21 protein-coding genes are annotated in these 22,312 nt (G+C 31.5%); 15 read left to right on the top strand and 6 right to left on the bottom strand.

The window, feature by feature from the left end; all coding sequences use genetic code 11:
• Nucleotides 1-290 precede the first annotated feature (290 nt).
• From P2G10_RS12115 to P2G10_RS12070, 10 genes are all read left to right on the top strand, one after another.
• Nucleotides 291-998 carry a DUF547 domain-containing protein gene (locus P2G10_RS12115; RefSeq protein ID WP_275316839.1) on the top strand — a complete coding sequence of 236 codons (708 nt, stop codon included), beginning with the start codon at nt 291-293 and terminating at the stop codon, nt 996-998.
• Nucleotides 999-1,071: 73 nt separating this feature from the next.
• Nucleotides 1,072-1,407, top strand: coding sequence for an arsenosugar biosynthesis-associated peroxidase-like protein (locus tag P2G10_RS12110; RefSeq protein WP_218772019.1), 336 nt, complete (start codon nt 1,072-1,074; stop codon nt 1,405-1,407).
• Nucleotides 1,408-1,542: 135 nt separating this feature from the next.
• A complete protein-coding gene (arsS, locus tag P2G10_RS12105; protein WP_218772018.1) occupies nt 1,543-2,595 on the top strand; it encodes an arsenosugar biosynthesis radical SAM (seleno)protein ArsS in 1,053 nt (350 codons plus the stop codon).
• A 115-nt stretch (nt 2,596-2,710) separates the two neighbouring features.
• Entirely contained in the window at nt 2,711-3,205 is a 495-nt protein-coding gene (locus P2G10_RS12100) for a rhodanese-like domain-containing protein (RefSeq protein WP_275316838.1), read from the top strand.
• Entirely contained in the window at nt 3,198-3,797 is a 600-nt protein-coding gene (locus P2G10_RS12095; RefSeq protein WP_218772016.1) for a TIGR04282 family arsenosugar biosynthesis glycosyltransferase, read from the top strand. The genes P2G10_RS12100 and P2G10_RS12095 overlap by 8 nt, the downstream gene beginning before the upstream one ends.
• Before the next feature lie 90 nt (nt 3,798-3,887).
• Nucleotides 3,888-4,703, top strand: a complete 816-nt coding sequence (locus tag P2G10_RS12090) for a purine-nucleoside phosphorylase (protein WP_218772015.1) — start codon at nt 3,888-3,890, stop codon at nt 4,701-4,703.
• A 72-nt stretch (nt 4,704-4,775) separates the two neighbouring features.
• The gene (arsM, locus tag P2G10_RS12085) at nt 4,776-5,744 is read left to right on the top strand and encodes an arsenosugar biosynthesis arsenite methyltransferase ArsM (RefSeq protein WP_218772014.1); all 969 of its coding nucleotides are present in this window, start codon (nt 4,776-4,778) and stop codon (nt 5,742-5,744) included.
• Nucleotides 5,745-5,882: 138 nt separating this feature from the next.
• Nucleotides 5,883-6,713, top strand: coding sequence for a hypothetical protein (locus P2G10_RS12080; protein ID WP_275316836.1), 831 nt, complete (start codon nt 5,883-5,885; stop codon nt 6,711-6,713).
• 65 nt (nt 6,714-6,778) lie between these two features.
• Nucleotides 6,779-8,974, top strand: coding sequence for a transglycosylase domain-containing protein (locus tag P2G10_RS12075; protein WP_275316835.1), 2,196 nt, complete (start codon nt 6,779-6,781; stop codon nt 8,972-8,974).
• 63 nt (nt 8,975-9,037) lie between these two features.
• On the top strand, nt 9,038-9,757 hold the full coding sequence (locus P2G10_RS12070) for a hypothetical protein (protein WP_275316834.1): 720 nt from the start codon (nt 9,038-9,040) through the stop codon (nt 9,755-9,757).
• Nucleotides 9,758-9,791: 34 nt separating this feature from the next.
• On the opposite strand, the gene radA is transcribed toward P2G10_RS12070, so the two are convergent.
• The 4 genes from radA to panC all read right to left on the bottom strand — a co-directional run bounded on the left by radA (nt 9,792) and on the right by panC (nt 13,713).
• Nucleotides 9,792-11,153: a DNA repair protein RadA gene (gene radA, locus P2G10_RS12065; protein ID WP_275316833.1), complete on the bottom strand. Its 1,362-nt coding sequence runs from the start codon at nt 11,151-11,153 to the stop codon at nt 9,792-9,794.
• Nucleotides 11,154-11,518: 365 nt separating this feature from the next.
• Entirely contained in the window at nt 11,519-12,466 is a 948-nt protein-coding gene (locus P2G10_RS12060) for a lysylphosphatidylglycerol synthase transmembrane domain-containing protein (RefSeq protein ID WP_275316831.1), read from the bottom strand.
• Between the two features lie 2 nt (nt 12,467-12,468).
• The gene (gene panD / locus P2G10_RS12055) at nt 12,469-12,819 is read right to left on the bottom strand and encodes an aspartate 1-decarboxylase (protein ID WP_218772008.1); all 351 of its coding nucleotides are present in this window, start codon (nt 12,817-12,819) and stop codon (nt 12,469-12,471) included.
• A 48-nt stretch (nt 12,820-12,867) separates the two neighbouring features.
• The gene (gene panC, locus P2G10_RS12050) at nt 12,868-13,713 is read right to left on the bottom strand and encodes a pantoate--beta-alanine ligase (protein ID WP_218772007.1); all 846 of its coding nucleotides are present in this window, start codon (nt 13,711-13,713) and stop codon (nt 12,868-12,870) included.
• A 96-nt stretch (nt 13,714-13,809) separates the two neighbouring features.
• On the opposite strand from panC, the gene P2G10_RS12045 reads away from it, so the two are divergent.
• From P2G10_RS12045 to glmS, 3 genes are read left to right on the top strand one after another with little or no spacing between them, the layout of a single operon-like run.
• Nucleotides 13,810-14,628 carry a glycogen/starch synthase gene (locus P2G10_RS12045; protein WP_218772006.1) on the top strand — a complete coding sequence of 273 codons (819 nt, stop codon included), beginning with the start codon at nt 13,810-13,812 and terminating at the stop codon, nt 14,626-14,628.
• A gap of 8 nt (nt 14,629-14,636) precedes the next feature.
• A complete protein-coding gene (locus tag P2G10_RS12040; RefSeq protein WP_275316829.1) occupies nt 14,637-16,235 on the top strand; it encodes a DUF4270 family protein in 1,599 nt (532 codons plus the stop codon).
• A 6-nt stretch (nt 16,236-16,241) separates the two neighbouring features.
• Nucleotides 16,242-18,098, top strand: coding sequence for a glutamine--fructose-6-phosphate transaminase (isomerizing) (gene glmS, locus P2G10_RS12035; RefSeq protein ID WP_275316828.1), 1,857 nt, complete (start codon nt 16,242-16,244; stop codon nt 18,096-18,098).
• Between the two features lie 53 nt (nt 18,099-18,151).
• On the opposite strand, the gene P2G10_RS12030 is transcribed toward glmS, so the two are convergent.
• Nucleotides 18,152-19,111, bottom strand: a complete 960-nt coding sequence (locus P2G10_RS12030) for an endonuclease/exonuclease/phosphatase family protein (protein WP_275316827.1) — start codon at nt 19,109-19,111, stop codon at nt 18,152-18,154.
• A gap of 80 nt (nt 19,112-19,191) precedes the next feature.
• Entirely contained in the window at nt 19,192-20,535 is a 1,344-nt protein-coding gene (gene gdhA, locus P2G10_RS12025; RefSeq protein WP_218772002.1) for an NADP-specific glutamate dehydrogenase, read from the bottom strand.
• 223 nt (nt 20,536-20,758) lie between these two features.
• Here gdhA and pheS point away from each other — a divergent pair, with 223 nt between their 5' ends.
• Together pheS and P2G10_RS12015 are read left to right on the top strand one after the other, a co-directional pair.
• Nucleotides 20,759-21,778: a phenylalanine--tRNA ligase subunit alpha gene (pheS, locus tag P2G10_RS12020; RefSeq protein WP_218772001.1), complete on the top strand. Its 1,020-nt coding sequence runs from the start codon at nt 20,759-20,761 to the stop codon at nt 21,776-21,778.
• Nucleotides 21,779-21,859: 81 nt separating this feature from the next.
• Entirely contained in the window at nt 21,860-22,255 is a 396-nt protein-coding gene (locus P2G10_RS12015; protein WP_218772000.1) for a hypothetical protein, read from the top strand.
• Nucleotides 22,256-22,312: the final 57 nt, after the last annotated feature.

Below are 22,312 nucleotides of genomic sequence, written 5' to 3'. Positions count from 1 at the left end.
AATCCAATGACCCTTGGGTCGTGCGGGTTCAAGTCCCGCCTTCAGTACTAAACCTTAACATTTATTTGTTAAGGTTTTTTTATTTTATAAACATCCCTCCTATCTCTTTATATAAGACTCCTATAATTTTTGTTTCGTTTTAAAGCTTAACTCGAGTATTATCCCTAAATTAAAACCCTTAAAAAGCTAACCGATTACATGCATGCAAATTGTTTTTATTTAAAACGGCATATAATTTGTAATTAATTAGGCACCTCAACGTCTATCTTATTAGATTAAAACAAAAAATTATGCGTAAAATATTTTTATTACTAAGCTTAACTTTTTTTATAAACTCATTTGGTCAAACAAGTGTTTTTAATACTTTACTAAAAGAACATGTTAATAGCACTGGATTTGTAGATTATAAGAAACTACAAAAAGATGAAGCTAAACTTGATTCTTATTTAAGCTATTTAAATAAAACAACACCTCAAAGAAATTGGTCTGCAGCAAAAACCAAAGCCTTTTGGGTAAACGCTTATAATGCTTACACGATAAAAATAATCTTAGATAACTACCCTTTAAAAAGTATTTTAAATATTAAAAAAGAAGGAAAGGATGCGTGGAATATTCCGTTTGCTAAAGTTGGAGGTAAAACTTACACTTTAAATCATATTGAGCATCAAATTTTACGTAAAAATTTTAATGATCCAAAAATTCATGTTGGTGTAAATTGTGCTTCAGGTTCTTGTCCGCAATTAGGTAATTTTGCTTTTACGGAAGCAAATTACGAAAGCAAAACCAATAACTTAATGAAAAAATTCATTAATGATTCTTCAAGAAATAAGATATCAGAAAACGACGTACAGCTTTCAAAAATTTTCGAATGGTTTAAAGGAGACTTCACCAAAAAAAGCTCTTTAATCGATTTTATCAACAAATACTCTAATACCAAAGTAGATGCAAAAGCAAATGTTAGTTTTTTAAAATATGACTGGAGTTTAAACGGAAAATAAATAAGATCATATCTTTTTAACAAGGAAACCTTTAAACAATTTGTATTTTTACTTTTCAATCTAAAAAAAACACATGTCAAAAACATATTACGATCCGGCGGACTTGCGTAAGTTCGGAAAAATATCAGAATGGAATGAAGAGCTTGGTACTAAGTTTTTTGATTACTACGGAAAAGTATTTGAAGAAGGTGCTTTAACAGCTCGTGAAAAAAGTTTAATTGCCTTAGCTGTTGCACATACAGAACAATGCCCATACTGTATAGATGCTTATACAAAAGATGGTTTAGAGCGCGGAATTACCAAAGAAGAAATGATGGAAGCATTACATGTTGGTGCTGCAATTAAAAGCGGTGCAACACTGGTTCACGGAGTTCAGATGATGAATAAAGTGAATAAGTTAGAAATGTAAAAACTATCTTCAAAAGTGTCTCTTCGAGAATTACTAAAATAAAGTTAGCTTTATTGAAAGTAGTGAACGTAGTTTATCAAGAGGTAATATTTAGCTCTCGACTGCTCTCGACTTGACAGAAACTAAAATATAAAGATGAAAAAGTCCCTTCAAGCAAGAAATAACGACTTGGCAAATACACAACGTCAATTAGAAATTTTATCAAACGGAATTTTCGCTAATGGAGAATTGCCAACGTTTGCTAAAAAAATAAAGGAAACAAATCAGTTTCCGCTTCGCCCTAAAAAGCTAGAAATTCTTCAAATTAACTTAGGTTATATGTGTAACCAGGTTTGTGCGCACTGCCATGTAGATGCTGGCCCTGATCGTAAAGAAATCATGACAACCGAAACCATGCAGCAATGCTTAGATGTTATTAAAAAAACAGAAGCACATACGTTAGATTTAACAGGTGGCGCACCAGAAATGAACCCTAATTTTAGATGGTTTGTTGAAGAAGCATCAAAAGCAGGAATTAAAGATTTTATTGTGCGTTCTAACTTAACTATTATAAGGGCAAATAAAAAATACTACGATCTACCTGAGTTCTTTAAAAAACACAATGTACACGTAGTTTCTTCAATGCCGCACTGGACACGTGGAAAAACTGACAAGCAACGCGGTGATGGTGTTTTTGATAAATCTATTAAAGCGCTTCAAATGCTGAATGAAGTTGGATACGGAACTGAAGGGTCTGATTTAAAATTAGATTTAGTGTACAATCCATCAGGAGCTTTTTTACCTGGGGATCAAGCCGCTTTAGAGAACGACTTTAAAAAAGCTTTGAAAGATGATTTTAATATTGATTTTCACAATTTATTTGCCATCACAAACTTACCTATAAGTAGATTTTTAGACTATTTAATTGCTTCAGAAAATTATGAAGAATATATGCATTCTTTGGTAGAGGCTTATAATCCGATGGCTGTTGAAAACGTAATGTGTACAAATACATTATCGATAAGCTGGGACGGAAATTTGTATGACTGTGATTTTAATCAAATGTTAAACTTAAAAGTTAACTCGAAAGTAAAACACATTTCAGAATACAACGAAGAGTTATTACAAGATAGAGATATAATTATCAATCAACATTGTTATGGTTGTACTGCCGGCGCTGGTAGTAGTTGCCAAGGTGTTGTTGCTTAACTTTAATGTAACAATTTTTGTAAATAAGCCTAGCCCTGATTGAAGCATTTGTTTGAGCTCCTCGCAGAGAGCGAGTGCAGAAAGCAGGAAACAGCTTCTAATTATGTATAGTAAAATGAACAAACTTATTTTCTTTTTCTTGTTGATTTCTCTAAGCTCTTTTTCTCAGAAGGATTTAAATCAATTATTAAAAAAACACAACACTAAAAACGTTCCATATATATCTGTAGAAACTTTAGCTTTACCCAACACAAAAACCATTTTGTTAGACGCTAGAGAAGCCGAAGAGTTTAAGGTTAGTCATTTAAAAAATGCCATTTTAGTGGGTTATAATAATTTTAAGCTCTCAGAAATTACACAAAAATTACCCGACGATAAAAACACTAAAATTGTAGTTTATTGCTCTTTAGGAATTCGTTCTGAAACGATTGCTCATAAATTAATAAAAGAAGGGTATACAAATGTTTATAATCTTTACGGAGGAATTTTTGAATGGAAAAACGCAAACTTTAAAGTACAAGATACTTTAGGTAATAATACAGAAAAAATACATACTTTTAACAAACGATGGAGCAAGTGGCTCTTAAAAGGAGAAAAAGTTTATGACTAAAAACTTATTATTAATCTTCACAAGAAACCCTGAATTAGGAAAAGCAAAAACACGCTTAGCCAAAACAGTTGGTGATGAAACTGCTTTAGATATTTACAAATTCCTGCTCGATAAAACCAAAGAAGTTACAACCAATTTACCTTGCGATAAAGCGGTTTACTACTCGGTTAAAGTTCGTGAAAATGATATTTGGAATAACGATGTATTTAAAAAACACCAGCAAGAAGGCGAAGATTTAGGCATTAGAATGTTAAATGCTTTTAAAGACGGATTTGAAGCAGGTTATGAAAAAATAATGATTATTGGTAGCGATTTATACGATTTAACTCCAAATCACATCAACGATGCCTTTTCTAAACTAGATACTAATGATGTAGTAATTGGCCCTGCTGAAGATGGTGGTTATTATCTTTTAGGAATGAAAAATCTGCAATCCGCTATTTTTAAAAATAAAAAATGGGGCACAGCAACAGTAAGAAAAGACACACTTAAGGACTTACATAAAGTAAGCGTGCATTTATTAGAAGAACTTAATGATGTTGATGTTTTTGATGACATTAAAAACCACAAAGCATTTCAACACTTTTTATAAATAATGTCTTCTCGAGCGCAGTCGAGAGGTTTTAACTAAGGTCTCGACTGCGCTCGACCTAACAAAAGAACTTAAATAAGTTCAGTACAAATGAAAAAACAACAACTACAAGAAACAACAGATTTTTTAAAATCTAACGGAATTATAAATCCTGAAATCGGAATTGTTTTAGGAACAGGTTTAGGAAAATTAGTTAACGAGATAAATATCGAAAAAGAAATCGCGTATGCTGATATTCCTAATTTTCCACAAGCAACAGTCGAATTTCATTCAGGTAAATTAATTTACGGAACTTTATCAGGAAAAAAAGTACTCGTGATGTCTGGGCGTTTTCACGTCTACGAAGGTTACAATCTTTGGGAAGTTACCTACGGAATTAGAACAATGCACAGTTTAGGAATCAATACTCTATTAATTTCTAATGCTGCAGGTGCCATTAATCTTACTTATAAAAAAGGAGATTTAATGTTATTAGAAGATCATTTAAACCTTCAAGGAGGTTCGCCATTAGCATTTAAAGGAGCGAATGATTTCGGAAATATTTTTGCGGATATGCTTGAGCCTTATTCGAAAAAAATTAATGGTCTACTGAAAGAAATTGCAATAGCAAACGACATTCAGTTACATGAAGGAATGTATGCAAGTGTTGTAGGTCCACAATTAGAAACCAGAGCCGAATACCGAATGCTGCAAATTTTAGAAGCAGATGCTGTTGGTATGAGTACGGTACCAGAAGTTATTGTTGCAAAACAATTAAATTTACCATGTGCTGCTATTTCGGTTTTAACAGACGAATGTGACCCTAAGAATTTACAACCTGTAGATATTGCCGAAATTATTGCTGTTGCTGGTAAAGCAGAACCAAAAATGATTACTTTATTTAAAGAACTAATTAATAAATTATAAAGTCATTCCGAACGAAGTGAAGGAATCTATTCCCTTATTATACTTCTTCGCATTAACATAAACACAAAACAAATGAGTTACTTAGAAACCACACACAATGTATATAAAGAAGCAGCTTTAACGCCAGATGTTGGCTTGTGCTGTACCACAAATCCCATTTGGGAATTACCTGGTTTAAAAATTCCTAAAATCATGCAAGAAATGAACTACGGTTGTGGTTCTACAGTACATGCACGCGATTTAACCAACAATCCAAAAATGTTATATGTTGGTGTTGGTGGCGGAATGGAATTATTACAATTTGCCTATTTCAACAGAAATAAAGGTGGTGTTATTGGTTTAGATGTAGTTGATGAAATGTTAGAAGCATCTCGCAAAAACTTTATCGTTGCCGAAGAACAAAACGATTGGTTTAAAAGCGATTTTGTTGATTTACGTAAAGGTGATGCTATGAACTTACCTGTTGATGATAATTCAATTGATGTTGCTGCCCAAAACTGTTTATTCAACATTTTTAAATCGGATGATTTAAAGAAGGCAATTGCAGAAATGTACCGAGTAATAAAGCCTCACGGAAAATTAGTGATGAGTGATCCTACTTGCGAGCAAGAGATGAATGAAGAATTGCGTAACGACGAACGTTTACGTGCCTTATGTTTAAGCGGTAGTTTAACAATTGCCGATTATGTAAAAGCATTAACAGATGCTGGTTTCGGAACCATAGAAATTAGAGCTCGTAAGCCATACCGTATTTTAGACCCAAAGAATTATCCAACAGATGAATTAATTTATATAGAATCTATTGAGGTTGCCGCAATTAAAGATCCAATGCCAGCGGATGGTCCTTGTATTTTTACAGGAAAAGCAGCTATATATTACGGTGATGAAGATTATTTTGATGACGGATTAGGACATACTTTATTAAAAAATCAGCCACTAGCTATTTGCGATAAAACTGCTGCAGCTTTAAAAGCTTTAGGCAGAGATGATATTTTCTTCTCAGAATCTACCTATCATTATGATGGTGGTGGATGTTGCTAAAAACAGTAAAACCTATAAAGAACCTCATGTAATTATGAGGTTCTTTTTGTTTAATAAAAATAGTTTTAACCTTCACCCCTTTTCTAATAGCTTTGCATAAAATTAGCTACTAGACAATAATATTAAAAAACAACAAAAATGAGAATACTCATAGCAATTTGCATCACTGCAATACTTACTTTATCTTCTTGTAAACAAAACATCAAAAAAGATATAACAGAAATAAAACCAGCTATAGCAACAAACAATATTCAATTTAAAAACAAAGCACATCAATTAGTATATCAAACAGTAGAAAAAACAGGTAATTACAGTGAGCTTTCATCAAAAAAAGATGTAATTTATACGTATACTTATAAAACTCCAGATGGCAAAACAGATACATCAACCGAAAAATATATCTTTAATAACGAGTTGTCTTATGGTTTGTATACTAAACACGAAAGAACGCTTACGCATTTATCAGGTAATATCGAGCAAGGTTATGATGGTAAAGAATTTTGGCTAAAAAATAACGGAAAAATTATTTTAGATTCTGTTGCTTTAAAAAGAGTTGCTTTTAACAGACCTACCAACTTTTATTGGTTTACCATGATTCAGAAATTATTAGATCCAGGTGTAAATTATGAATACTTAAAAGAAGAAAACATTGGTAATAACGAATATGATATTGTTAAAATTACGTTTAATTCTAAAGACAATAAACCAAAGGATGTATATCAATTATACATTAATAAAAACACTAAATTAATAGATCAGTTTCTTTTTACTGTTGTTGATTTTGGTAAAACTGATCCTTTTTTAATGAAATTGCAGTACGAAAATATTGAAGGCTTACTTATACCTACAAAAAGAAAATACAAAAACTCTAATTGGAATGCAGAAGTAACCAATAAACCTTGGATATTTGTAAACTGGACAAACATAAAGTTTAACAACGGTATAAAAATTGCTGAGTTTAAAAAATAAATTAAGAGTTCTTTAAAACTCTAAGTAATAAAAATCTTGAAAAACAGAATTTGATTAATAGCCTGATGAAAACACTTAAAGAAATATACCATAAGCTTACAGAAAAGAAAACGTTAATCCGTTTATTAAAATACGTAACGGCTTTGGCTATTTTTATATTGCTATTAATAATGCTACTATTCTCTTTGGTGTATTTTGAAGTGTTTGGCGCTTTACCTAACAACGAAAAATTATCATCTGTAATAAATGAAGAAGCCTCTTTAATATATTCTTCGGATGATGTAATTATCGGTAAAATCTTTACAGAAAACCGAACTAACATCAACATATCACAAATACCAAATCATTTAAAAGAAGCTTTAGTTGCTACTGAAGATAAACGTTTTTATACTCATAATGGTTACGATGGTCAGAGCTATGCAAGAGTATTATTTAAAAGTATTTTAATGCAAGATGCTTCTGGTGGTGGCGGAAGTACAATTACGCAACAATTAATTAAAAACTTATACGGACGAAAATATCACGGTTTTTTAAGCATGCCCATAAATAAGATTAAAGAACTTATTATTGCTAGTAGAATGGAAGGCTTATATTCTAAAAACGAGATACTTCAATTGTATTTTAATTCGGTTCCTTTTGGTGAAAATATTTTTGGGATAGAATCTGCCGCTAATCGATTTTTTAACAAAAAGACAAATGAGTTAAATGCTGAAGAATCTGCGGTGTTGGTTGGTATGTTAAAAGCAAACACCTATTACAACCCAAGGTTGAATCCTGAAAATGCTTTAAGCAGAAGAAATATCGTTCTTCAGCTCATGAAAAACGAACAGTATTTAACTACCAAAACTACAGACAGTTTACAAAAATTACCACTTACACTAAGCTATAAAAACCTCGATTTAAAAACAACTGCTGGTTACTTTTCTTATCAAGTAAAGAAAAAAGCTGTTAAAATAATAGATAGCATTAATAAAACAAGAAATATAAAACACAATATAGAAGCCGACGGTTTAAAAATATACACTACGTTAAATTACAGTATTCAAAAAATCGCAGAGAAAGCTGCTAAAGAGCAACTTATAGTTAAACAAAAGGAGCTAGATAAAGAGTTACGATCGAATGGTTTAAAAAACAGCTGGTTAAAAAAGAACCGTTTTTCTTCTGAAAAAGACAAACAAAACAAAACCTTTAAGTTGTTCGATTGGGATAGCACTAAAACGATAACAGGTACTAAAATTGATAGTTTATGGCATTATGCAAAAATGCTTAACGCGTCTGTATTGGTTACAAATCCTAAAAACGGAGCAGTAATTAGTTGGGTTGGTGGTAATAATTTTAAAATGCTTCCTTTTGATATGGTTTTATCGCATCGTCAAATAGCTTCTGCCTTTAAACCCATTTTATATGCTACCGCGTTAGAAAATGATTTTTCGCCTTGCGACTATTTTGACAACGAAGAAAAAACATATCCCGAATTTAATAATTGGAAACCTCAAAATGCCGATTATAAAACTACTCCAGATAATAAAGTTGCGCTATGGAATGCCTTAATTCATTCTATGAATTTACCAACTATCGATCTTTATTTTAAGCTCGAAAGAGAATTATTAATCAATTACTGTGAAAAACTACAGTTTCCTAAAATTACCAATAACGCTCCGTCTATTGCTTTAGGAACCTTAGACTTATCGTTGTCTGAAATAGCAAAAGCGTACGGTAGCTTTGCTAATAATGGTGCCATGAACGACTTGTACATGATTACTAAAATTACCGATAAAGAAGGTGCTATTATTTATGAAAGTAAAGAGCAAAAAGCCGAAGAAGTCTTTAAAAAAGAAACTACTGAAACACTAACAGCCATTTTACAAAAAGCTGTTGATCAAGGAACGGGAGCTAAAATTAGAAACACTTATAAAATTAAAAGTCAGCTTGCTGCAAAAACAGGTACCGCACAAAATTATACAGATGCATGGTTTCTTGCCTATACGCCCAATATTGTTTTTGGTACTTGGGTAGGAACTTCAAAAAACACCATACATTTTAAAAGCGGAAAAGGTTCTGGCTCGTCATTAGCTTTACCTATTGTTGCCAATATTATTAAAGAAATAGAAAAAGACGCCGAGCTAAGTAAAAAATACTTGACTGATTTTGATATTCCGCAAGATGTTTACGAATCAATAAAATGCCCTCCTTACAGACAAAAAGGAATTAAAGGTTTTTTTAATAGACTTTTTGGTAAAAAGAAAAAGAAGGAAGATTAGCCTTTACGGCTTTGAAATACTTAATTTTATTTTAACTTGTTTTCTGATAACTTAACCTAAATTATGACAAAAAAAGAAACTATAGAAAAAAGTATTTTTGATAAATTTAGAAAATCATATCCTGAATTTCCTTCGGGTAGAACTGAACATATTGATAAACCTGATTTTATTATTCACAGTAAGCAGAAAATTGGAGTAGAAATTACTCAAATATTTAAAGATGATTATAAATCTAACAAAGGATCTCTATTAAAATCAATAGAAGAAATAACTAGAAGAGTTTCGGAAGAAATCTTAAATTTATTCCGAGAGAAACAAATACCTAGATGCTATCTTATAATTCATTTAAATAAAAATGAATTCCCTCTTGTGAGTAGCCCAAATAAAATTGCTGAAATTTTCTTTAATGACATTATTAAAAACATCAACAAAAAAAAGAAAAACTACATACTAGAAAGAAATAACAATGGGGATCTACCTAAAATAGTTGAATCATATAAATTAATCTTTGATGAAAAAATAAAAGATTACGAATACATCGAATTGTATTCTACGGTTGGAAAAGAAATTGATAATTTAAAAATTCAAAACATACTAAATAAAAAAGAAAAAGCTAAAATTACATTTGAAAAATGTGATAAATATTGGTTAGTTATAAAATCAGGCGAATTATCTGCTGATTATTTACCATCTATTCAAATTACATCAAAAAGATTAAGAACAACATTCGATAAAATATTTATTTTAAAATACTTGGAAAATGAACTAATCGAAATTAAGTAAAAACAATAATCTAATATATTCTTATACTTTTTCCCTAAGCAAACAACGTAGCAAAAGCCTCTTCTATTTTACCAACCAAAACTAGTTTTATACCGTGGTTTTTAGAAGATATTTTATTGTATTTCGAGGCCACTAAAGTTTTATACCCTAGCTTTTCAGCTTCTAAAATACGCTGATCAATTTTAGAAACTGGTCGTATTTCTCCTGCCAAACCAACTTCGGCCGCAAAACAAACATTCGGATTAATCGCTAAATCTTGATTCGATGATAAAATTGCTGCTACAACGGCTAAATCTATCGCAGGGTCATCTACATGAATTCCGCCTGTAACATTTAAAAAAACATCTTTTGCTCCTAATTTAAAACCTGCTCTTTTTTCTAGCACAGCTAAAATCATGTGCAATCTTTTTAAATTATAACCTGTTGTAGAGCGTTGTGGCGTACCGTAAACTGCGGTAGAAACCAAGGCCTGAATTTCGATCATTAAAGGACGAATACCTTCTAAAGTTGATGCAATTGCGGTTCCGCTTAAATCAGCATCTTTTTTTGAAATTAATATTTCAGACGGATTAGATACTTCTCGTAATCCGCTAGATAGCATTTCGTAAATTCCGAGTTCGGCAGTAGAACCAAATCGGTTTTTCTGAGAACGTAATATTCTATAGGTATGATTTCTATCGCCTTCAAACTGTAAAACAACATCAACCATGTGTTCTAAAATTTTAGGCCCAGCAATATGTCCTTCTTTATTAATATGACCAATTAATAATACCGGAGTAGAAGTTTCTTTGGCGAATTTTATAAGTTCTGCTGAAGTTTCACGGATTTGAGAAATACTTCCCGGTGAAGCTTCAATAGAATTTGTATGTAAGGTTTGAATAGAATCAATCACCAAAACATCTGGCTTAACTTCTTCTATATTTTTAAAAATTTGCTGTGTATTGGTTTCGGTAAGAATTAAGCAATTAGAATTTGTAGCCTCTAAACGCTCGGCGCGCATTTTAATTTGCGACTGACTTTCTTCACCCGAAACGTACAATACTTTTTGGGGAATTTTTAAAGCGATTTGCAATAACAACGTCGATTTACCAATTCCGGGTTCACCTCCTAATAAAACAACGGCACCTTTTACAATTCCGCCACCTAAAACAGTGTCTAATTCGTTATTTTTTGTTTCAACACGTTCTTCAGGGTTTAACTGAATATCTTGCACTCTTAAAGGTGTAGAAACTCTTTTTTTATTGTTTTCAGGACTTTTCCAAACTCGTTTTTCTTCTTTCTGAATTACCTCTTCAACAATGGTATTCCATTCTTTACAAGTATTGCATTGCCCAACCCATTGTGCATGTTGCGCTCCGCAGTTTTGACAGAAAAAAGTAGTTTTGATTTTGGCCATTTAAAATAGATTGGAAGTTTTAAAATACTCTATAGTAATATTCAAAGTTACAAACTAATATCTAATACTATTGATTATTTTTAGCGACTGTATAAATTTTATTCTAAAAAATATTGATCCTTAAAACTAAATTTATTTTAGTTTCTAATTTACCAAAGTTATGCGATGCTGAAATAAATTTAGTATGACAGTACTATGATTTTTATAATCACGAAAACAGCTTCTTAAACACGGCCGAACAAAAATAGTTTATAACTAAAATTTATAAAGAAACTGCGTTAGCGATTGAGCGGCATGTTTGAGCTCTTTTTTGTTTTTTTAAAAAAAGCGAGTAGCGAAAGCGCGACCTGGAAGGTAACGCCCTATTACTTTTTATTTTTATTGTAGATAGGTAATAACAAGAATGCTAAGCCTCCAAAAACAATAATCATTGCCGTTTGTGCTGTCCACATAATCCAACCAAAAGCGGTTGCTGGTTCTTCTGCAATACCAAATAAAGCCAATGCACCTGCAACAGCTACCGGATATAAACCGATACCTCCGTTGGTTGCTGCAATACTAAATCCGCCTGCAATAAAACCAATTAAAACACCTCCTAAAGGAACACTTAAGCCATCTATTGCGGGTATTGTTGCCCAAAACATAAGTATATACATTAACCAAATAAATACGGTATGAAAAATAAATGCCCATTTATTCTTCATTTTAAATATGCTCATAACTCCTTCAACTAATCCTGAAATGAAGTTTTTTATTTTTAGACCAATTCCCGATGTTGCTTTTTTTACATATCTCGAAAAGATAAATCCAGCTACGATAAGAACCGCTAATATCGCCCCTATTTTAAGTGGATTAAAATTCTTTGTTAATAATTCATATATAAAATCGAACTGTAGAAATAATGTAATTGCGATGATAGTTAACATCATAATTAAATCCGCCATTCTTTCGGCTACAATAGTTCCGAAGCCTTTTTCGAAGGGAATACCTTCATAATTTGTCATTACCGCTGCACGAGAAACCTCTCCTGCTCTTGGCACTGCATAATTAACCAAATACGCTACCAAAACGGCCATGGTGCTATTACCAAAATCTGGCTTATATCCCATTGGTTCTAGTAAAAACTTCCAACGATATGCTCTAGACAAGTGACTTAAAATTCCGAAAAATAACCCTAAAGCTATCCACCAATAATTTGCCTCTTTAAAGTAATCTAACAAAGTTGCTATAGACACTTTTGATAAAGAGTACCAAACCAAAAAACCTCCCAAAACGAGAGGTAGTATAATTTTTAATGCTTTTTTAATATTCAAAATTACGTAAGGGTATTATCTTCTTCGTTAGGAAAAACCAAAGAAGGTTTAAAATTTTTAGCCTCTTCAAGTTCCATAAAAGCGTATACGATTAGTATTAACACATCGCCTTTTGCTACTTTTCTGGCAGCTGCACCGTTTAAGGTAATTTCTCCACTATTTCTTGGTCCTGGAATTGCATATGTTTCTAAACGTTCGCCATTATTGTTATTCACAATCTGAACACGTTCGCCTTCAATAATTCCCGCTGCATCCATTAAATCTTCATCAATGGTAATGCTTCCTATATAATTTAAATCGGCACCCGTAACTTTTACGCGGTGGATTTTAGATTTTACTACTTGTACTAACATAGTGCAAAAATAGTTTTTTAATGATTAATGAGTTGTTTTTGAATGATTTTATTTTAAACGGATATTATCTATCAATCTAATTTCTCCTGCAAAAACAGCAATAAAAGCTCTATATTTATGTTCAGGCTCTTTTTTTACAATGGTCTCTAACGTTTTTTCATTAGCTATTGTAAAATACTCTAATTCTAATAAAGAATGTTTATGAAACTGTTTTTGTACCCATTCAGTAACTTCTACTGCACTATTTATGCCAAATTTCTTCTTTGCTTTTTTAAGTGTTTTATATATAAAAGGAGCTAATTTTCGATGTTCTTTTGTTAATCTTGTATTACGTGAGCTCATTGCTAAACCATCTTCTTCTCTATAAATATTACAGCCTTTTATCTTTACCGGAAGCGCATTTTTTTCAACCATCTTTTTGATGATTTGTAACTGCTGAAAATCTTTTTTCCCGAAATAAGCAACGTCAGGTTCCACAATTTCGAATAATGTTTTTACAATAGTTCCGACTCCGTTAAAATGACCATCACGAAATTTCCCTTCCATTTGATGCTCTAAACCATCGAAACTAAAAGACTCTGATTCAATATTTTCACTATACATTTCTTCTACAGACGGAAAAAACAAAACATCGCAATCAACACTTTCCAAAAGCATAAAATCGTTATCAAATGTTTTTGGGTACTTAACTAAATCCTCCTTATTATCGAATTGAGTAGGGTTCACAAAAATACTCACAACCGTTATGTCGTTCTTTTGTTTTGCCTTTTCAACAAGTGATAAATGCCCTTCGTGCAAAGCACCCATAGTAGGAACGAATCCGATAGATTTATTCTTGATTTTTACTTTTGATAAAAATTCTTTTAATTCTGATTTAGTTTTATAAACTTTCATTCTATTACAGTTGAAATGCGTGCAAAATTAGCAATTTAACATCATTTTAGCATAAATTTTCGTATTTTTGCATCTTCAATAAAATAGACGAATTTAATGAAGGATAAGAGAATATTATATGTTTCATCAGAGGTAATACCTTATTTACCTGAAACAGAATTATCATCTACTGCATTTAATGTTGCTAAAAACGCACATTCTAAAGGAGTTCAAACCCGTATTTTTATGCCTCGTTATGGGGTAATAAATGAGCGAAGACATCAATTACATGAAGTAATTCGTTTATCTGGTATGAATTTAATAATTAATGATATGGATATGCCATTGATTATTAAAGTTGCTTCTATTCCGAAAGAAAGAATGCAAGTGTATTTCATTGATAACGACGAATACTTTAAGCGTAAAGCTGTATATTCTGATGAAGATGACAAAATGTTTAGTGATAACGACGAACGTATGATTTTCTTTGCTAAAGGAGTCGTAGAAACCGTTAAAAAACTAAATTGGGCGCCAGATATTATTCATGTTCATGGGTGGATGGCCTCTTTACTTCCATTATATTTAAAGGAATTTTACAAAGAAGAACCACTTTTTACAGAAAGTAAAATTGTAACTTCTATTTACAACAATAATTTTGAAGGTGAATTAGAAGGCGATCTAGCCAAAAAGGTTCGTTTTGATAAAGTTAATGAATCTAAAATAACAACTTTAGCTACTCCAAACGAAATTAGCATCTTAAAAAGTGCTATTGAAAACTCTGACGCTATTATAAAAGGTAGTGAAGTGTTGCCAGATGAAATTAATGCTTTTATCGATGAAAAAGATACAAAAGTTTTAGAATATCAATCTGAAGAAGTTTTATCAGAAGCTTACTTACAATTTTATAAAGAAAACGTTTTAGAAATAAGCGAATAATAATACAAATGATTAGAAAAATTGGTGTTTTAGGTATTAGCTTGCTATGTTTAGCAACTTTAGTATCGTGTGAAAAAGATTTTAGTGACGTAGGAAGTAGTGTTGTTAACAATACTAAATTTGAAACAGGAGAAATATTATTAGATGTAGAAATTGAAACAATTGATATTTCTGAATCGAATCCTTTACCTATATACAAATCAGTTAGAGCCGATAATATAAGTATCGGTGCTTTAGGCGACTATTGGCTTGGTGTATATAATAATGACAATTACAAGACAATAGAAGCTTCTTTTGTTAGTCAGTTATCACTAGCAACTAGTCCAAGAATAAAAGATTTACAGCCTGCTACTGCAAACGGAGAAATAGATTCTGTTTTTGTACTAGATAAAGTTGTTCTTAAACTACCTTACAAAGCTACAAATACAGGTACAGGTACTACTGAAAGACCAATTTTTAGGCTAGATTCTGTTTTAGGTAATAAAGACATTGCAACCTCTTTAAAGGTATATAGAAATGGTACTTTTCTAAATAGATTAGACCCAGATAATCCTACGAAATCTAATAGCTTTCAGTCTAATCATGACTACGACCAACTCGAGTTATTAAATGAGGATATTGGATTTACTTTTAAACCGAATCCTTCTGATACTGCACTAGTATTAACAAGAGGCATTAGCAGCGGTAATACATATGAAAATACTATAAGACTAGCGAACAAAGCTCCTTTCCTAACCATTCCCTTAGATATGGAAAAAATGAAAAGTCTTTTCTGGGATAAACTTGATGGTGATGAGTTTAAAACTACTGATGCTTTTAATTCTTACTTTAAAGGATTAATTGTTAAAGCTGAAGGAAACAACGGAGCGATGGTGCCTCTAAATATAAATGGAAGCATTACTTCTGCTACGCTAGATTTTCACTACACAATCACTAGGTCTGAAAAACAAGAAGGTATTGCTGATTTAGTATTTAAGGACAATTTACCGAAAACTATTTCATATTCTTTATCTGGTGTAAGAAACAGTATTTATAAATCGAGTCCTGCTACTATTACTCCTCCTGTAAATAACTTTACAATACAAGGAACGGCAGGAACAATGGCTAGAATAAAAATTCTTGATGATTTAAAACTTCAAGAATTAAGAGCTAATAACTGGTTAATTAATGATGTTTTATTATCTTTTTATATTAATAATACTATCAACACGGATAAGAACATTATTCCACAACGCTTATTCATCTATCAGGAAAAAGATAACGGAAGTGGTAGTATATCTCCTACACAACTTTCTGACGCATATAAAGAAGCTCCTACTTTTGACGGTAATTTAAGTTTAACTGATGATGGAACTCCTGAAAAATATTCTTTTAGATTAACAGATTACTTATCTGATTTATTAGACGGCACAACAAATGACAACTCTCCATTAGTCTTAAAAACATATAATAACCCTACAGATAACCCTGTAATAAATGGTGTTTTAGATACAAATGTTAGCACATATAACTGGAATCCTAGAGGAGTTACCTTATTAGACGGAAGCGAGACTGCTAATGGGACAAAAAGAGCTGTTTTAAAAATATCATACACAAAAGAAAAGTAAAATATTATGTGTGGAATCACAGGATACATAGGTCATAGAGATGCTTACCCAATTGTTATAAATGGGTTAAAGCGCCTTGAGTATAGAGGTTATGATAGTGCTGGAATAATGATGTACGATGGCGAAAAAATTCACTTATCAAAAACTAAAGGAAAAGTTTCTGATCTAGAAATCATCACCAATAATGATGAAAAAAGAAAAAAAGGAACTATAGGAATCGGGCACACTCGTTGGGCAACTCATGGAGTTCCTAATGATACGAATTCTCATCCACATTTTTCAAAATCAGAAGACTTAGTTATTGTTCATAATGGAATTATAGAAAATTATGACACTATAAAAAAAGAATTAATTTCAAGAGGTTACACCTTTAAAAGTGATACTGATACTGAGGTTTTAATAAATCTTATTGAAGAAGTTAAAAAAAATGAAGGTTGTAAATTAGGAAAAGCAGTACAATTAGCACTTACAAATGTTATTGGAGCGTATGCTATTGCTGTTTTTGATAAAAACAAACCTAACGAGCTAATTGTAGCCAGGCTAGGAAGTCCTATTGCAATTGGCGTAGGGAAGAACAACGAAGAGTTTTTTGTTGCTTCTGATGCTTCTCCTTTTATTGAATATACTAAAGATGCCATTTATTTAGAAGATGGTGAATTAGCTATCATCAAAAAAAATAAAGGTATAAAGATTCGTAAAATCGAGACAGATAAAGAGATCGATGCTAACATCCAAAAACTTCAATTAAGCTTAGAGCAAATTGAAAAAGGAGGTTATGAACACTTTATGCTAAAAGAAATTTACGAACAGCCTAAAGCAATCATTGATACCTACAGAGGAAGAATGTTACCTAATGAAGGGATAATTCGTATGGCTGGTATTGATGATAACATTTCTAAGTTTACCAATGCAAGCCGAATTATAATTGTTGCTTGTGGTACTTCTTGGCATGCCGGATTAGTAGGAGAGTATCTTTTTGAAGATATGGCTCGTATTCCTGTTGAAGTGGAGTATGCATCTGAATTTAGATATCGCAATCCGATTATTAACGAAAATGATGTGGTTATTGCTATTTCTCAATCAGGAGAAACAGCTGATACTTTAGCGGCAATTAAATTAGCAAAATCTAAAGGTGCATTTGTTTTCGGAATCTGTAATGTTGTTGGTTCTTCTATCGCTAGAGAAACACATGCTGGTGCTTATACGCATGCTGGTCCTGAAATTGGAGTTGCATCAACAAAAGCATTTACAACACAAATAACAGTACTTTCTTTAATTGCTTTAAAATTAGCTAAGGCAAAAGGTACTTTATCAACTTCTGCTGTAAATAGTTACTTACAAGCCTTACAACAAATTCCAGCGCAAGTAGAAAAACTACTAAAAACCGATGTACAAATTAAAGAAATAGCAAAGGTTTATAAAGATGCTAAAAACTGTTTATATTTAGGTAGAGGATTTAACTTTCCTGTGGCTTTAGAAGGCGCATTAAAACTAAAAGAAATTTCATACATACATGCAGAAGGTTATCCTGCTGCAGAAATGAAACATGGTCCTATTGCTTTAATTGATGAAAATATGCCAATTTTTGTAATAGCAACAAGTAGAGGACATTATGAAAAAGTGGTTAGTAATATTCAGGAAATAAAGTCTAGAAGTGGTAAAATAATAGCCATCGTAACTGAAGGTGACACGACTGTAAAAGAAATTGCAGATCATGTTATAGAAGTTCCTGATACTGAAGAAGCTTTTACTCCTTTATTAACTACAATTCCTTTTCAATTACTATCATATCATATCGCTGTGATGTTAGAAAAAAATGTAGATCAGCCTAGAAATTTAGCTAAATCTGTAACTGTTGAATAAATAGTTATCATTATATACATAAAAAAATCCCGAGATAGTATCTCGGGATTTTTTTATACTTCTTTTTCGAAAGTAAGGTACACAGGAAAATGATCTGAATAACCTCCTTGATACCATGGTCCAACATATGTTCTAAACGGGCTATTTTTAAACTTCCCTTTATAAAACCGCAACCATTCTTTATTTAAAATATCGGCCTTTACAAAAGTAAATCTGCTTTTACTCGAATCAAAAAAATCTCTTGAAAATATAATTTGATCGAACAAATGCCATTCTTTATAAAAAGTAGAAGTTCCTTTTCCTTTTTTAAATAGAGGTTTCATAGGATTGTATAAATCATCAGTAACCAAAAAATTATTAACACTTTCACTTATTGGATTATCATTAAAGTCGCCCATAATAATAAACTTAGCGTTTTTTTCTTTTAATTTAATATTCTTTATTACTTCCTGGGCTTGTTTAGCTGCTTTAATACGTTTTAAACTTGTTTCTTCATCTCCATCTCTTCTCGATGGCCAATGATTGACCAAAACATGTACTAATTCGCCATTTAACTTTCCTTTTACAACTAATAAATCCCGCGTATAATCAACCTCACCTTCTGAATCTTTTAAATAGAGAGAATGTGTATTTGTAGAAATAACTTCAAAAAAATCTTTATTATAAATAAAAGCTACATCGATACCTCTTTCATCAGGCGAATCGTAATGAACATAACTATAATTATATTTTGATAAATTTTTATGCCGAATTAAATCCTTAACCACTTTTGCATTTTCAACCTCTGCTAAACCAACTATAATAGGCGGATAAGCCGATTGATTACTCCCTATTTTACTTACAACTGAGGTTAGTTTTTTAATTTTATGAAGATACTTTTGATGATTCCAATTTCGTTTACTCTTAGGCGTAAAATCGTCATCCGCTGTTAAAGGATTATTAACGGTATCAAATAAATTTTCTACATTATAAAAGGCAATGGTAAATGTATTTTTTCTTTTAGATCTACTCATTATAAAAATTTTCATCGAAAATACTGAATAAAAAAGCACGCTATAAATAGCGTGCTTTAAAATATAATAAAAAGTAATAATTATACTACTCCTTGATCTAACATTGCATCGGCAACTTTCACGAAACCTGCAATATTTGCTCCTTTTACGTAATCAACAAAACCGTTTTCATCAGTACCATATTCAACACAAGAAGCGTGAATATCATTCATTATTTGATTTAATTTAGCATCAACTTCTTCTCTTGTCCAGTTATAACGTAATGAGTTCTGACTCATTTCTAAACCAGAAGTTGCAACTCCACCTGCATTTGATGCTTTTCCTGGAGCGAATAAAATTTTCGCTTCTTGAAATGCTTCAACAGCTTCTGGTGTAGAAGGCATGTTTGCTCCTTCTGCAACACAAATACATCCATTTGCTAATAATGTTTTAGCTTCCTCACCATTTAACTCATTTTGAGTTGCACATGGTAAAGCTACATCACATTTAATTCCCCAAGGTCTTTCACCTGCAAAGAATTTAGCATTTGGATATTTATCAACATATTCGCTAATTCTACCTCTGCGAACATTTTTAATTTCCATCACATAAGCTAATTTATCAGCATCTATTCCATCAGCATCATAAATATAACCTGAAGAATCTGACATAGTAACCACTTTAGCTCCTAATTCAGTAGCCTTTTCAGTTGCATATTGAGCTACATTTCCAGAACCTGAAACAACAACTGTTTTACCGTTAAAAGAATCGTTTTTAGTTTTCAACATATTTTGTGCAAAATACACATCACCATAACCTGTAGCTTCTGGTCTTATTAAAGATCCACCCCAAGAACGGCCTTTACCTGTTAAAACACCAACGAATTCGTTACGTAATTTTTTATATTGACCGAACATAAATCCGATTTCTCTACCTCCAACTCCAATATCTCCCGCAGGAACATCAGTATTAGCTCCAATATGACGGAATAACTCAGACATAAAAGCTTGACAAAATGCCATTACTTCACGATCAGATTTTCCCTTTGGATTAAAGTCAGAACCTCCTTTTCCTCCACCCATTGGTAAAGTAGTTAATGAATTTTTGAATACTTGCTCGAATCCTAAGAATTTTAAAATTGATAAGTTTACAGATGGGTGAAAACGTAAACCTCCTTTATAAGGTCCAATTGCCGAGTTAAACTCAACTCTGTAACCTCTGTTAACTTGTGTTTCTCCTTTATCATCAACCCAAGCAACTCTAAACAATAAAGTTCTCTCTGGCTCTACCATTCTTTCTAACAATTTCTTATCCTGGTACTTAGGATTGTTTTCTATAAATGGAATTACAGTTTCTGCAACTTCATGTACAGCTTGTAAAAATTCTGGCTCATTAGAATTACGTTCTTTAACGTATTCTATAAATGCATTTATTTTAGATTCCATAATTTTAATTATGTTGTATTATGATTTAAACAATTTTGTTAGGCAAATATAATTAATTTACAATTTGTTAAATTTAAAAAAAACAATTATTTACCTATTTTCTTAAAAATACCAATAGTTTTTATTCTATTGAGCTCAATAGTCGAGAACTCTTCTAAAAACCAACACTTTTTTTCATTAAAAAAGCATAAATTTGCAACCTAAATATTCCGAAAAAATTAAGATGTTAGATAAGGTAAAAGAATTGATTGGTGATGTAAAGGCTTTTCAAGCAACTTCTAAAGATGAAGTTGAAGCTTTCAGAATAAAATATTTGGGTAGCAAAGGTTTGTTAAAAGATTTATTTGCTGAATTCAAAAATGTAGATGCTGCCATGCGTAAAGACTTTGGTCAGGCATTAAACAATTTAAAAAAATCTGCTGAAGAAAAAGTAAACGAATTAAACGATACTTTAGAAAGTGCTGTTGAAGAAAATGGTATTTATGGCGATTTAACGCGTCCGTCTGAAGCAATAAACTTAGGTTCTCGTCACCCAATATCTTTAGTTAAAAACAAGATTATTGAAGTTTTTAATCGAATTGGATTTACAGTTTCTGAAGGTCCAGAAATTGAAGATGATTGGCATAATTTTACCGCATTAAATTTACCAGAATATCACCCTGCACGTGATATGCAGGATACTTTTTTTATTGATAAAAATCCAGATACTTTATTAAGAACGCATACCTCATCGGTACAAGTTCGTTATATGGAAAACAATACGCCGCCTATTAGAACAATTTCTCCAGGTCGTGTTTTTCGTAATGAAGATATTTCATCAAGATCGCACTGTATTTTTCATCAAGTAGAAGGTTTATATATTGATACTGATGTTTCATTTGCCGATTTAAAGCAAACCTTATTATATTTTACCAAAGAGATGTTCGGTAAGTCTAAAATTCGTTTAAGACCTTCTTACTTTCCATTTACAGAGCCAAGTGCTGAAGTAGATATTTACTGGGGACTAGAAACTGAAACAGATTACAGAATTACAAAAGGAACAGGTTGGTTAGAAATTATGGGGTGCGGTATGGTAGATCCTAATGTATTAAAGAATGCGAATATAGATCCTACAGTATATTCTGGATATGCTTTTGGAATGGGGATTGAACGTATAGCAATGCTATTATATCAAATACCAGATATTCGTATGTTTTATGAAAATGATAAACGTTTCTTAGAACAGTTTAAATCTGTAATTTAATTAATACAAAAATAAAGCAAAAGTTGAAAAGCATAGATTCAGTTCTACTTTTCAACTTTTTGCATTTAACAACTATATAAAATGAAGAAAGACATTAAAATCCCTAAAGTAGAAAATGTTGAAATAGCCATTACTTTAGAAAAAAATGAGCAAGACGGCGCTAATGAATGGTGCGTATATATCATCAATAAAAAAGAAGTTCCTTTAGAAATGATTGTTATTGTTTCGCAAGGCTTTTCAGAAACAAAAAAAACATCATTGTTCCGTAGAAAAATAGATGTATTACCTGCTAATTCGTTTTCTAAATTCGAAATAATGCAACCTGAATTATTTGCATTAGACAACCAATTTCAGGTTACATTTTTTGAAAATAATGTACTACACGATAAAACATTTATTTTTCAAGCAGGCACAATTCAAGAAGGGTTTTTTAGAGATATTGATCTCTTAAATAAAAAAGGAGTTAGTATTAAATAAAAAGAACTTCTTTCAATAATAAAATTTATAAGAGAGGTTACATTTCAATCTCTCTTT

This window comes from Tenacibaculum bernardetii, assembly GCF_029125915.1.
Taxonomy (GTDB): Bacteria; Bacteroidota; Bacteroidia; order Flavobacteriales; family Flavobacteriaceae; genus Polaribacter; species Polaribacter bernardetii.
Note: the sequence above shows the minus strand (reverse complement) of the source record. Positions and strands in the feature narration are given on the sequence as shown.